This is a genomic window from Caulobacter rhizosphaerae (genome assembly GCF_010977555.1).
In the GTDB taxonomy this organism is placed as follows: Bacteria; Pseudomonadota; Alphaproteobacteria; order Caulobacterales; family Caulobacteraceae; genus Caulobacter; species Caulobacter rhizosphaerae.
In genome coordinates this window covers 3,250,255-3,263,306 of the sequence record NZ_CP048815.1, presented here as the reverse complement: position 1 = coordinate 3,263,306, position 13,052 = coordinate 3,250,255, and the positions used below count along the sequence as shown (strand labels likewise).

Genomic DNA, 13,052 nt, shown 5'->3' with positions numbered 1-13,052 from the left:
ACTAGGGGCTGACCCTGATCATCACCACGCCGTGCGAGGCGACCGGCGCGGCGAACCGCCCCTTCATCTTGCCCAGTGTCTTCTTGGACCACAGGTCGCGGACCTGGGCCTGGAGGCTGGCCGGGTAGCCCAGCTCGGTCCAGTCCACGGCGATGGTCTGGGTCGCCGCGCCGCGGTTGAACAGGATCACCGCCCGGCTTCCGTCCGCCAGCGGCTTGGACCAGACCTCCAGGTCCCCGTCGTCGCGGACGCGGCGGCCCTGCACGCCCAGCGGATCCTGGTTCACGGCGATCACGTCGGTGTTCAGCAGGATGGCGCGGGTGGCCTCGTCCATGTTGGCGATGTCGTTGCCGGCGATCAGCGGGGCGGCCATCAGCGCCCAGAGGCTGAAGTGCGAGCGGTACTCGGTGTCGGTCAGGCCGCCGTTGCCGACCTCCAGCATGTCCGGATCGTTCCAGTGGCCGGGGCCGGCGAACGGATGGAGCGGTTCGTTGAGGTCGAGAATGGGCAGAACGCCGAGGGCGTAGTCGTGCTTGCCGTCCCACTTGTCGGTGATGTCGCCGGTGGTGCGCCACAGGTTGCCGACCTTGTCGGCCCACAGCCAGGGCTTGGCCGTGCCCCACTCGCACATCGAAAAGACAATGTCGCGGCCGGTCTAGCGCAAGGCGTCGGCCATCAGGGTGTAGGCTTCCTCGGCGTTGCGCGTGCCGGTCGAGCACCAGTCGTACTTCAGATAGTCCACGCCCCAGTCGGCATAGGTCTTGGCGTCCTGGAACTCGTGTCCCTGGCTGCCGGGGCGGCCGCCGCAGGTCAGCCGCCCGGCGTCCGAATAGATGCCGAACTTCAAGCCCTTGGCGTGCACATAATCGGACAGCGCCTTGATGCCGCTGGGAAAGCGCTTAGCGTCGTAGGTGATGAAGCCGCCGGCGTCGCGCGGACCATGCCAGCAGTCGTCGATCACCACGTATTGGTAGCCGGCCGCCTTCATGCCGTTGCCGGCCATGGCGTCGGCCATGCGGCGGACGGTCTGCTCATCGATGTTGCAGGCGAATTTGTTCCAGCTGTTCCAGCCCATCGGCGGCGTCTTGGCCAGGCCGTTGGCGACCCGGGGCGGGTCCTTGTCGGCGGCCGAGGCCAGGGTCGGCGAAGCCAGGGCCAGGACGACGGCGGCCAGCAGGGCGATATGGCGTTCAGGCGACCGGGGCATCAGCTCTTCTTTTCTGGCTGTCGGCGGGGAAGCGCGCGAGCACGCTGGCGTGGGTCGGCATGCGGTCGGCGGCCTGCCGGCAGGCGACCCGCATATGATGCAGGCGCTCGGCCAGCAGGCGCTCGTCCATCAGGTCGGCCAGCGGGTCGTAGCCCTCCGGCTCCCCCGCCTGTCCCATCATGATCGCCAGCCAGTTCGGCTCCTGGAAGATGGTCTGGTTGGGAAAGATCGTCGCGCCGCGGGTGCGGAACAGCTCCATCTTTTCGTGCAGCGAGTCGGGTACGGCCATATGGCGCAGGCGGTCCCAAAGCGGTTCGCCGACCCGACGGTTGGCGTGGTAGTGATAGATCAGGAAATCCCGGATCTGCTCCATCTCGTCGCCCAGGATCCGGTTGTAGATCCCCGCGGCGGCTGGATCGTCCTTGGCGCGCGGGAAGCTGCCGGCCAGCTTGATCAGGCCATGCTGGATCAGGTGGATGGACGTCGATTCCAGCGGCTCCAGGAACCCGCTGGACAGGCCGATGGCCGCGCAGTTCTTGACGCGGGACCGGGTGCGCCGGCCCGTGGCGAACCGCAGGAAGCGCGGGTCGGCCAGGGCCTTGTTTTCGGGATGCTCGCGCGCCAGGCTGGCCAGCAGGACGTCGGCGGCCTCATCGTCGCCGATGTGGTCGCTGACATAGACATAGCCGTTGCCGGTGCGGTGCTGCAGCGGGATGCGCCAACGCCAGCCGGCCTTGTCGGCGATGGCGCGGGTATAGGGAATGGGATCCTCGTAGCGCGCCGACGGCACGGCTACGGCGCGATCGGCCGGCAGGAACTGCGACCAGTCGTCGTAGCCGACCTTCAGCGCCTCGCCGATCAGCAGGCTCCGGAAGCCCGAGCAGTCGATGAAGAAGTCGCCCGCCAGGATCTCGCCGTCGTCCAGCGCGAGGGAGGCGATCGTGCCGTCCAGGGGATCGAGGTTCACGCCCCGGATGGTCCGCTCCAGCCGTTGTACGCCGCGCCCCTCGGCCACCTCGCGCAGGAGCTTGGCGTAGAGCGAGGCGTCGAAATGATAGGCGTGGGCCATGGCCGCGCGCGGATCGCGGGGATCCTCCGCGCGCCAGTCGAACCGTCCGGCCTTGGCCGCCAGGTCGCTGAGCGAGAACTCGAAAAGCTCGGCCTTGTAGCCCCGCTGGCGCGCCCGCAGCCAATAGGCGTGGAACGACACGCCGTCCATCGGCGTGCCGTAGTTGCCGAACGGATGCATGTACCGTCCGGCCGGATCGCCCCAGCCGACGAACTCGATCCCCAGCTTGAACGAGCCCTCGGTGGCCGCCAGCATCCGGCCTTCGTCCAGGCCCACCACCTGGTTGAAGAAGGTGATCGGCGGGATGGTCGCCTCGCCGACGCCCACCGTACCGATCTCGGCGGACTCCACCAGGGTGATCCGCATCTGGCGGGGCGTGAAGACCTTGGAGAAGAAGGCGGCCGACATCCATCCGGCCGTGCCGCCGCCGACGATCACCAGATGTGAGATCTTTCCTGGGTTTTCCATGCCGCCTTCTCGTTGCTTTGCAATCGAGCCCCGCCGGCGTGGAGCCGGCGGGGTCGTGATCAAGAGATCAGCTTGGACCTAGAAGGTCCCGCGGACGATGAAGGAAACGCGGCGGTCGCTGACGGTCCAGCTGTGGGTCTGGACCAGGGACTTGGAGAAGTTGCCCTGGGTGCCGAGATACCAGGAGTCCCGCTGGTCCATCTCCAGTTCGATCTTGGAGTTGAGCAGGTTGACCGCCTGGATGCCGACCTTCACCTGCGGGGTGACCGAGTACATCACCGAACCGTCCAGCTGGCCGTACGACTTGGAATAGACCGGCACCATCAGGTTGGAAGCCGAGGCGCTCATCAGGTAACGCGAGCGCCAGTTGTAGGCCAGGCGGGCGTCGATGCCGTATTTGCTGTACAGCAGCGTCGCATTGTACGTGTAGCGCGACAGCTGCTCCAGCGGCAGGTCCAGCTTGGCGGCGTTGATCTGCGAGGCGTCCGTGGTGCTGCTGGAGACGTTCTGCGTCCCCTTGCTGTCCAGGATGGTCGCGTTGAATTCCGTGCCCAGGCCGCCGAAGGCGCCGGGCAGGAAGTCGTAATACTGCTGGTACTGGAACTCCATGCCGTAGATTTCGCCATGGCCCATGTTCTGGGGCACGGTGCCGACGGCCTGCACGGTCTTGCCATTGGAGGTGGCGATATTCAGCAAGGTCGGCGTGGACTGGATGTAGTCGTAAACGTCCTTCTTGAACACGCCCGTCGCCAGCATGCCGCCGCGGAAATACCACTCCGCCGACAAGTCGAACGAGTTGGCCCGCATCGGCTTGAGGTCGGGATTGCCCGCGTAGAAGCCGAAGGCGACGTCGGTATGGTACTGGACCGCCGAACCGCCGGCCGCCGCGGTGTCCAGCTCGGCCTGGGTGTAGGGCTGGCCGGTCTGCTGGTTCAGGATGCCGTCAGAGACGGTGGCGGGGCGCGACTGCAGCGTGCCCGACACCGACATCGAGGGATCCAGCTGGTTGAAGTCCGGCCGGACGATGTTCTTCGACGCCGCGAAGCGCACGAACACGTCGTTTCGGAGCTTCAGGCGCAGGTTCAGGCTGGGCAGCACGTCGGTGTAGTCGGTGCCGCCGGTGGTATTGAACGCCCGGCCGTCGGCGTAGGTGATCTTCGTCGCGGCGGTCGGCGAGGCGAACCGCACCTGGCTCTGGTCGATCAGGTTGATCGTGCCGAACCCTTGGGCGTCCGTCTTGGACCTGACGACCCGCAGGCCGAAGTTGCCGTCCCAGCTCATGCCCTCGTCGCCCCACGCCCAGGGCAGGTCGCTGCCGAAGCGGACCTTGCCGTACACCGCGGCGGTGTCTTCCCACTGGCGATTGACGCCGCGGCCGCCGGAGTTGGTGAAGCTGGTGTGCACGTCGCCCAGTGGTTGCCAGTAGCTGATGCTGCCCGTGGGCGCGGCCCAGATGGGCATGTAGCTCATCAGGGTGCCTTGGGTGAACGGGCTGTAGGTTCCGCCAGCCGGCGACCACGACGGGATCGTGCCGTTCGGCCCGCCCGGCGGATAGTAGCCGTATTCGCCATCGTTGTAGGCCGGTCCGCCGCCAGGGATCGGGCCGTTCCAGACGACCTGGTTCAGGTAGGTAGACAGCGCTGTCGGGCTGCGCGCCAGATCGAACGTCGGCAGGATCAAGCCCGGGACCGAGAGGTCGCCCTTGAAGAAGTTGTCGAAGTCCACGACTTCCTGGTGCTGGGTGTACTTGTCGGCGGTGGCGGTCACGCGCGTGGCCCACGGCGCCGAGATCAGGTTCCAGTTGTAGGCCGTGTCGCGCGAGGTGGCGTCGCGCGATGTCGCCCGAACGCCCACCTTGATGTCCTTGATCAGCTTGTCGTCGTCGAAGGAGTAGGTGACGTCGAACTTGCCCGCATATTCCCGGGCGTCGTTGTCGTCGATGTGGTCCATCGCGGCGTAGAGGTTGAACGCCGAAGGCGTGGCCGTGACGTTGGCCATGCTGATCTTCGGCAGGTCGTCGGTCAGGTCCAGACCGAAGCCGCCCGCCAGGGTGACGGTGTTGTAGACCGTCATGTCGGTGCTTTCGCGGTGCGAATAGACGTATTGAAGGTCGCCGGAGATCGCCCAGCGATCGTTGGTCCAGTTGAAGCCGGCCGAGATGTCGTTGGTGTTGTCCTTCACCTGGCCGTAGCGCGTGCCCAGGTTCAGCAGGAACGTGTTGGCCACGCCATTGCCCCCGCCGCCGCCGTCGACCAGCTGACCCTTCACGAAGTTGCCGTCCTCGTCGAAGGTGAACGACGTACCGGCCGCCGGACCCACCACGAACGACTGGTTGTTGGTCGCCGAGCAGCAGGCCGAGGTCTGGGCGAAGCGGTCCATGAAGGTCTGCTTGGCTTCGGTGCGGAAGAAGGTGGTGTAGACCTCGAGATTGTCGTTGGGGCGGTACTGGAACGCCGCGTAGTAGCCCTTGCGGTCCCGGTCCTGGTCGTTGTTGCGATACTGGATGCCGACCGGAACGAACACTCGGCTCAGCGGCTGGCCGGCGATCGAATTGTCGCCGTTGAAGTTCAGCGTGGCGCCCCCGTCATAGGACGACTGAACTCCGATGCCGTGGGCGTTGTACGGATCGACGGCGACGGTGTTCACCGCGGTCTTCAGCTTGGAGTTGGACAGGCTCAGCAGCACGCCGAACTCGCCGCCATCGGGCGTATCGAAACGGTTGCTGTAGAGGACGCTGCCCGACGGTGAGCCTTCCTTGCGCAGATCGCCGCGCGTGTAATCGGCCGAGAAGGCCAGCTGGCGGCCCTTCTGATCGAACGGCATGCGCGTGCGCAGGTTCACCGTGCCGCCCAGGCCGCCTTCGACGATGTCGGCCGACGGGTTCTTGTAGACGTCGACGCCAGCGAACAGCTCGGGCGTCACGTCTTCCCAGGAGATGGCCCGGCCGCCGCGCGCCGAGAAGATGTCCCGGCCGTTGAGTTCGGAGCGGACCCAGGTCAGGCCGCGGATCTGGATGCCCGACCCTTCGGCGTTCAGGCGGTCGACGTCCCGGGGTTGCGTGGTCCGGCCGATGGTGACGCCCGCAACGCGCTGCAGGGCCTCGGTGACCGACCGGTCCGGCAGGCCGCCGATGTCGACCGCGGTGATCGAGTCGACGATCTGTTCGGAGTTCTTCTTCAGGTCCTGGGCCGACTGGATGGCCTTGCGCTGGCCGACGACGACGACCTCGGAAATCTGGTCGGCCGATTCCTTGCCTTCGCCTCCGGTGGTCTGGGCGTGAGCCGTCGCGACAAACAGGCTGGACGCCCAGGCCAGCGTCGCGGTCGAGACCAGCAACATCTTCTTCTTATTCACTTTTTCCTCTCCCAATGTCAGCACGCCTTTGGCTGTGCCTGCTCGTGTTTTTTGCCCTGTCCGCCGAGAGCGGCGGCTTGTCGCCGCCCCCAGCGTCGGGGATACACTTTAATTAACTTGTTTTATTAAACTGGCTGGAATTGTCGTACAAGCCACAAGCGCCAACAATCTTGAGTAGGCCGCCGATGCGGGCCAGGCGCGACCGTCAGCGCCGCCTATTCCTGCGACGGCGCCGAGGGGCTTCTTGAGCTTCAACGTAGGGTGGCCGATCAAGGACGGCCGGTATCCCGGCTCAAACTAGTTCAGCCGGGGCTTTTTCAGCAGCGCGTTGCGGTCGACCGAGCGGATTTCGACCTCGAAGACGTCCTGTTCGCGCTGGATCCGCAGCGGGACCGTGACGCCGGCCGGGCCTTGATCCCACAACGCGGTGTAGAACTCGGCCAGGTCGGAGACCTCATCGCCCGCGACGGCCAGGATCAGGTCGCCGGCCCGAAGTTCTGCCCGGGCGGCCGGGCTCCCCGGCGACACGCCGACCAGCACGACATGCGATTCGGTTTCCTGCGCGAACACGCCCAGCCAGGGGCGGGGCGGATGGGCCGGTTTGCCGCGCGCCAGGTCGTCCAGGATAGGCGGCAGCAGGTCGGCGGGCACGAACAGGTTCAGCGGCTTGGCCTGGCCGTCGCGCGACTGTCCGGCCAGGCTCAGGGAGCCGACGCCGACCAGTTCGCCCTCGGGACCGACCAGGGCCGCGCCGCTCCAGTGCGGATGGGCGGGCTCGGTGATGATCGCTTCGTCCAGCAGATATTCCCAATAGCCGGCGAAGGGCATGCGGGTGAGCACCCGGCCCGCGACAGCGTGGGCGCGCCCGCCGGCCCCGGCGATGACGACCGGACTACCAGGCTCCAGGACCTTCGACGCGCCCAGGCGCAGCGCCGGCAGGCCAAGGGGCTCGAGCGCCTGCACCAGGCCCAGCCCGGTCTGGCTGTCGAAACCCAGCACGTGGGCCTGCACCCGCCGGCCGTCGTTCAGGGTCAGCACGACCTGGCTGGCCTCGGTGACCAGATAGCCCATGGTCAGCACCAGGCCGTTTTCGCTGATCACCACGCCATTGCCCAGCCGCTCAGTCCCGAGGATCCGGGCCGTGAAGGCGTCCGCCGGGACCTGGGCCTCCAGGGCGACCACCGAGGACAGCGCACGATCAAGGTCGAAGGGATAGGCGTTGGCGGTCGGACGCAGTCGCGCCTCGACCTCGTGTCCTTGGAACGGTGAAGGCAAGTCGATCTCCTGTCGGAGACTCGAATTTGGGGCTCGGCGGGCGCGGGAACAAGAGGGCGCGGCCGCGCGGCTTCGATCAGGCCGCCAGGGCGGCAGGATCGCTCGGGCGTTCCTGGTGCTCCCGACGCCAGCGGCTGGGCGTCTGGCCGACCCCCGCGCCGAAGGTCCGGCAGAAGTGGGCCTGGTCGGAGAACCCGCAGGCCAGGGCGATCTGGGCCAGGGTGTCCCGGGTGGTCAGCATCAGGTGCTTGGCCCGGGCGATGCGCCGCTCGATGATGTAGCTCTTGGCCGACTGGCCGAAGCTTTCCTTGAAGGCGTGCGAGAAGTAGCTGGGGCTCAGGCGAACCGTCGCGGCCACATCGCGGACCTGGAGGTTGCGGTCGCGGTTCTGGTCGATGAAGGCGGTCGCGGCGCGCACCTGCCAGGGCGCCAGCCTGCCGGTTTGCTGGTCGCGGGCCAGGCGTTGGACTTCAGCCTCCAGGAGCTGACTCGCGCGACGCACCAGGTCGCGCGCGGTGTCGGGATCCTCGTCGAAAGCGCGCGAGGCGTCGGCGACCAGGCGCGCCAGGACCAGGGTCCTGTCGCGGGGCAGAGGGGAGGTCGGGGTCGCGTCCGGGGAAGTCATGTCCAACTCGCCGCCTCTCTACCGAAACCGTTTCCGCGCCGTCGCGTCAGGTTCAGTTACGATTTTGCTAGCATTGGCCGAGCGTGGCCGCAATGGCGCGATCCGCAATCCAGTTGTAGTCAAGCTTATGATCTCAAGAAAGCGATCAATGTTTTGCCAGTTTTTCTCGCACGTTAGGAAGGTTGTCTGGGTGACGCCTTGATTACATGGTGATCGAGGGTGATGCTTTTCGACTATCGGCGATGGTTTTGAACAAATGGCTCAGAGGAAGCGCTGTCGCCCCGGAGGCGGGGCGACAGGTCGGGCGTCGATCAGGCGTCGCCGTCGGCGATGTCGGCCAGCAGGCCGTTGATCGGCTCCTCGTTGAAGCTGGTGACGTTGTGACCTGTGTCGATCACGCCGACCTTGGCGACGTGCGGGGCTTCGACCTCGGTCTTGGTCTCGACCTTGTCGTCCGGCTTGGTGGTCATGGGGAGCCTCCCGATGCGAGGGCCGCGCGCCTTTCGCCCGGCAGCCTCATGGCGAGCTTGGCATGAACGCCGGCCCCTGTCAGCGAAGGCGATCGGGGGGCGTGACAAGCGGTCCGGGGCGCCGCGAAACCGACCGGGCGCCGCCCCGGTGCGAGCATTTGTGTTCTTGAATTGTTCTCGTTGGCGGTTCATGGTGCCGATCATGGTCGCTCCCGCCAATCTTCCCGGTCATCCGCCGTCCAGCGCACGGGGGCGCGGGGCCAAGTCCAATCGCACGGGCCGCTTCGAGTCCCAGGTCAGCGAAGCGTTCGACGACGGCTGGGGCGAGGAGGAAGAACCGGCCCAGATCGCCACCGTCCTGCAGCCGATGAAGTCGCGGACGATCATCGCCCGCAACGACAGCCCCGACGTCGGCTTCGAAAGCTCGATCAACCCTTACCGCGGCTGCAGCCACGGCTGCATCTACTGCTACGCCCGGCCGGCCCACACCTATCTGGGACACTCGGCCGGCCTGGATTTCGAGACCAAGATCTATTTCAAGCCTGAGGCCGGCAAGTTGCTGGAGCGCGAGCTGTCCAGGCCGAAATACCTCCCCAAGGTCATCCATATCGGCGGCGACACCGATCCGTATCAGCCGGACGAGAAGACGTTGAGGGTGACGCGGGCGGTGCTGGAGACCCTGGCGCGGTTCCGCCATCCGTTCTCGATCATCACCAAGTCGAACCTGATCACCCGCGACCTCGACATCCTCGGGCCGATGGGCCAGGCGGGGCTGGCGCGGGCGGCGGTGTCGATCACCAGCCTGGACCACCGGCTGTCGCGCAGCATGGAGCCGCGGGCCGCCACGCCCAAGCGCCGGCTGGACGCGGTGCGCCAGCTGGCGGCGGCGGGCGTCCCGACCACGGTGATGTTCGCGCCCTCCATCCCGTCGCTGAACGATCACGAGATGGAGGCCGTGCTCGAGGCCGCCGCCGCCGCCGGGGCGACCACGGCCGGCTACGTGGCCGTGCGCCTGCCGCTGGAGATCAAGGACCTGTTCGAGGAATGGCTGGCGGCCGAACATCCAGACCGCGCGCGGCGGGTGATGTCCCTGGTCCGCCAGATGCGCGGCGGGGCGGCCTACAGCACCGAATGGGGCAAGCGGATGACCGGCGAAGGCCCCGTGGCCGAGGTGATGAGCCAGCGCTTCAGGCTGGCGCGGACGCGGTTCGGCCTTGACCGCAAGCTGGCCCCGCTGGACCTCTCCCAGTTCGCCGTGCCGGCCAAGGCGGGGGACCAGCTGTCGCTATTCTGAGGTCGGCCCCCTAGGCTCTGTGGACAGGTAGGCGTTTAGCGTCGAGCTGCCGCCTCGTTCTTCGACAGGCTCAGGATGAGGCGACTTGTAGGGCGGTTCAGTAGAATTCCTCATCCTGAGCCTGTCGAAGGACGAGGAATTCGGCCCAAGATCGTCGACTGTCCACAGACCCCTAGGCCTTGGACAAACGCAGCCCGTCGGGCCCGAGCTTGGCCCGGACGCCCGAATAGTCGGCCAGGGTCGGATGTTCCGTCTCGAACGGGTGACGATGCGCGGCCGTGATGACGATCACCTGAGCGCCGGCCGCTTCGCCGGCCAGGACGCCGGCGGGCGCATCCTCGAACACCAGGCAGGCGTCGGCCGAGACGCCCAGGCGCTGGGCCGCCAGCACGTAACCGTCAGGCGCGGGCTTGCCGCGCGAGACGTCCTCGGCCGTGACCAGCACCGTCGGAATCGGGAGCCCGGCGGCGGTCAGGCGGCTCAAGGCCAGGTCGCGCTGGGCGGAGGTGACGACCGCCCAGCGATCGGCGGGCAGATCGCGCAGGAAAGCTTCCGCGCCGGGGATCGGGTGGACGTCGTCAATGTCGGCGATCTCGCCCGCCAGGACCGCCGCGACCTCTTGGGCGATGTCGACGCCGGCCAAGTTCTGGCGGCGGATGGTCTCCTCCGCGCGCACGCCGTGGATCGTGGGCAGGAAGGTCTCGACATCCAGACCGTGGCGCCGCGCCCAGGCGGTCCAGACGCGTTCTGTCGCGGCGATGGAGTTGGTCACCGTGCCATCCATGTCGAACAGGAAGGCGGCGAAAGCGCTGGTCGGGATCATGCGGCGGCTATGCCATGCTTCGGCGGGGCAAGTCTCGGCTTGACCTGGGTAGCGGGTGATCGGAAGCAGGACCCATGATCACCGTCGTCCTGCCCACCCGCGACAGCGCCGCGCGCCTGGTCCACGTCCTGCCCCTGCTGGTGCCGGCCGCCGTCGATGGCCTGGTCAAGGCGGTGGTGTTCGCCGACGCCGGCTCCACAGACGCCACCCTGGCCATCGCCGAGGACAGTGGGGCGCGGGTGGTCCAGGCGGCTGGGGACGCCGGCGCGCGGCTAGCGGCGGGTTGCGCGGCGGCCAGAAGCGCCTGGATCCTGGCGCTGGGCGAGGATCTGATGCTGCCGGACGCCTGGCGCACCCCGGTCGAGGCCCACCTGGCGGGCGGCGGCGGCAAGCCGGCCTTCATCGCCGCGCCGGGGCCGCTAGGCCTGGCGGGGCGGCCGCTGGCGGTGCTGGCGTCAGGCGAGGCCATCACCGCGGCCGGAGGCTTCAAGGCCGGCGGCGATCCGCTGAAAGCATTGCTGGGACGACTGAGGCCCAGGGCCGTGCGGCTAAGAATTTAGTCGCCGGCCGGAGCGCACGCCCGTCCTCCGGTGGCGTAGCGGTCGCCGAGCGGGAAGCGCGCCTTTCGCAGGGTGATCGCGCTGCCGATCGCGCAATGGTTGCCGGCGTGCAGTTGCACGAGCGTGGCATGTCCCTCGACGTCGACGGTCGCGTAGATCTCCGTGCCTGTGTCAGTGCTCAGGGCGCGAAAACCCGTGACCCGGCCCATGTGCGTGGTGACGGAACCCTGCGGGATCAACAGCAGGCCAAAAGCCAAGATCACCGCGGCGCCCAGACCGAGACCTAGCTGTTCGCCATGCTCGAGCCACCAAAGGCGAAGTGTTTCTCTGAAGGCTGGAGGGACGTGCCCGGCGGCCTCAAACGCTACTGATCCAGCCGGAAATCGATCACCCGGGCGCCGCTGGCCACGGCGTCCAGGGTCTTGGTCTCGGCGCCCATCAGCTTGCGATAGGTCCAGTACGAGGCCATGACCTTTTCGACGTAGTTGCGGGTTTCCTGGGCCGGCAGGCTCTCGATCAGCAGCAACGGATCGCAATCGGCGCCGCCCAGCTGCTGCTGGGTCTTGATCAGCGTGCCCGGGCCGCCGTTATAGGCCGCCACGGCGCGGAACAGGTCGGGGCTCTGCAGGCCGCGGTCCATCAACCAGGTGAAATAGTCCTGGCCGACCCGCAGGTTGAAGCTGGGATCCAGCAGCGGGCTGGTGTCGGCCAGCAGCTTGTCGTCGCCGGCCGCGCGGGCGGCGGCCACCGGCATCAACTGCATCAGGCCCACGGCCCCGGCCCCCGACATGGCGTAGGGGTCGAAGCGGCTTTCCTGGCGCACCAGGGCGTAGACCATGGCCTTGTCGATCGTGAAGCCACCCGTGGGCTCCAGCGGGGGCAGGGGATAGTCCTCGCCGCCGACCCGCTTGACCGCGCGGCCGGCGTTCAGCGGCGCCTTCTCGTTCAAGGCCAGGGCCAGATCGGTCCAGTCGCCGCGGGCCTTGGGATCATCGCTGGCCAAGGACAGGCCGGCGCGCAGCTCCTGGCCGGCCTCGGCCCAGCGGCCGATCTGGGCCAGGGCGGCGGCGCGGCGGGCGCGGGGATCGGCGGCCAGCAGGCGCGCCAGGGAGGCCGTGTCGGGGCCTTCGTAGGAGACCTTGGTCAGCAGGGCGGCGATCGGGTCGTCCTGGGCCAGGGCCTGGCCGGCCAGAGCCAGCTGGCGGGCGGCGATCATGCCGTAGAAGGTGTTGGGCGCGCGGGCCGCCTGGCCGAGCAGGTCCTCGACGTCGCCGGGCTGGCCGCCGGACGCCGCCGATCGCGCGGCCCAGAAGGCGGCGGCCGAGCGCAGCCATTCGTCCTGCCCTTGGTCGTTGGCGACCTGTTCAAAATAGGTCCGGGCCTGGGCGTAGGACTCCAGGCGGAAGGCGGCGAGGCCGGCGATCCAGGGTTCGCGCGCGGCCTGGGCCAGGGCCAGGGCCCTTTTCACGTCGCCGGAATAATAGGCCTCGCGGGCGGCGCGGCCGCGGTCGCCGGAGGCAGGGGCCTTGGCGCCGGCCACGAACAGCACCGGTGCTTTCGGGGCCGCGGCGCGGGCCGGTCGGCGCTTGACGGCCAGGGCGTAGATCCGCTCGGCCCCGGCCTGGTCGCCATACGACTCCAGCCACTGGCTCAATTCGTCATAGCTGGCCGCGTAGGCGGTCGGATGCATGATCCGCGCGAAGTCCAGCGCGCCGCGGAGGCTCTTGTCGCGGGCGTTGGCCTGGGCGGCCTCGGCGGCGTCGAAATCACCGTGGTCGGCGGCGGCGAAGGCGGCGCGGTAGAAGCGGGCGTCGGCCTCGGACAGCGGTTCCAGCGCCGACGCATGGGCGCTCATGGGGGCGCTGAAAGCGGCCGCAAGACAGAGTACGAAGGCCGACAAGACGGCC

General features: G+C 67.9%; 11 protein-coding genes and 1 pseudogene. 2 read left to right on the top strand and 10 right to left on the bottom strand.

Features of this window, described 5'->3' with window-relative positions; all coding sequences use genetic code 11:
* Position 1 precedes the first annotated feature (1 nt).
* From G3M57_RS27500 to G3M57_RS14845, 7 genes and pseudogenes are all read right to left on the bottom strand, one after another.
* Positions 2–265 (bottom strand): hypothetical protein, encoded by a 264-nt coding sequence (locus tag G3M57_RS27500; protein ID WP_280115577.1) that lies wholly within the window; start codon positions 263–265, stop codon positions 2–4.
* Between the two features lie 21 nt (positions 266–286).
* Positions 287–1,075, bottom strand: a pseudogene (locus tag G3M57_RS27495) (glycoside hydrolase family 27 protein); the annotation flags it as partial.
* A 115-nt stretch (positions 1,076–1,190) separates the two neighbouring features.
* On the bottom strand, positions 1,191–2,744 hold the full coding sequence (locus G3M57_RS14865) for a tryptophan halogenase family protein (protein WP_163231417.1): 1,554 nt from the start codon (positions 2,742–2,744) through the stop codon (positions 1,191–1,193).
* A 78-nt stretch (positions 2,745–2,822) separates the two neighbouring features.
* Positions 2,823–6,098, bottom strand: coding sequence for a TonB-dependent receptor (locus G3M57_RS14860; protein ID WP_163231415.1), 3,276 nt, complete (start codon positions 6,096–6,098; stop codon positions 2,823–2,825).
* Between the two features lie 297 nt (positions 6,099–6,395).
* Positions 6,396–7,373, bottom strand: coding sequence for a S1C family serine protease (locus G3M57_RS14855; protein ID WP_056749906.1), 978 nt, complete (start codon positions 7,371–7,373; stop codon positions 6,396–6,398).
* A 76-nt stretch (positions 7,374–7,449) separates the two neighbouring features.
* Positions 7,450–7,998: a helix-turn-helix domain-containing protein gene (locus G3M57_RS14850; RefSeq protein ID WP_163231413.1), complete on the bottom strand. Its 549-nt coding sequence runs from the start codon at positions 7,996–7,998 to the stop codon at positions 7,450–7,452.
* A gap of 311 nt (positions 7,999–8,309) precedes the next feature.
* Positions 8,310–8,468: a hypothetical protein gene (locus tag G3M57_RS14845; protein WP_163231411.1), complete on the bottom strand. Its 159-nt coding sequence runs from the start codon at positions 8,466–8,468 to the stop codon at positions 8,310–8,312.
* 202 nt (positions 8,469–8,670) lie between these two features.
* On the opposite strand from G3M57_RS14845, the gene G3M57_RS14840 reads away from it, so the two are divergent.
* Complete coding sequence (locus tag G3M57_RS14840) at positions 8,671–9,762, top strand: PA0069 family radical SAM protein (protein WP_163231408.1); 1,092 nt, start codon at positions 8,671–8,673, stop codon at positions 9,760–9,762.
* Between the two features lie 172 nt (positions 9,763–9,934).
* Here G3M57_RS14840 and G3M57_RS14835 read toward each other — a convergent pair whose 3' ends face one another.
* Positions 9,935–10,585, bottom strand: coding sequence for an HAD-IA family hydrolase (locus G3M57_RS14835; RefSeq protein WP_163231406.1), 651 nt, complete (start codon positions 10,583–10,585; stop codon positions 9,935–9,937).
* 74 nt (positions 10,586–10,659) lie between these two features.
* Between G3M57_RS14835 and G3M57_RS14830 the strand changes: the two genes are divergently transcribed.
* The gene (locus G3M57_RS14830) at positions 10,660–11,145 is read left to right on the top strand and encodes a glycosyltransferase (protein WP_163231404.1); all 486 of its coding nucleotides are present in this window, start codon (positions 10,660–10,662) and stop codon (positions 11,143–11,145) included.
* Here G3M57_RS14830 and G3M57_RS14825 read toward each other — a convergent pair.
* Both G3M57_RS14825 and G3M57_RS14820 read right to left on the bottom strand, forming a co-directional pair.
* On the bottom strand, positions 11,142–11,402 hold the full coding sequence (locus G3M57_RS14825; protein WP_163231403.1) for a hypothetical protein: 261 nt from the start codon (positions 11,400–11,402) through the stop codon (positions 11,142–11,144). The two genes, G3M57_RS14830 and G3M57_RS14825, sit on opposite strands and share 4 nt — an antisense overlap.
* Positions 11,403–11,509: 107 nt before the next feature.
* On the bottom strand, positions 11,510–13,000 hold the full coding sequence (locus G3M57_RS14820) for a lytic transglycosylase domain-containing protein (RefSeq protein WP_230983800.1): 1,491 nt from the start codon (positions 12,998–13,000) through the stop codon (positions 11,510–11,512).
* Positions 13,001–13,052: the final 52 nt, after the last annotated feature.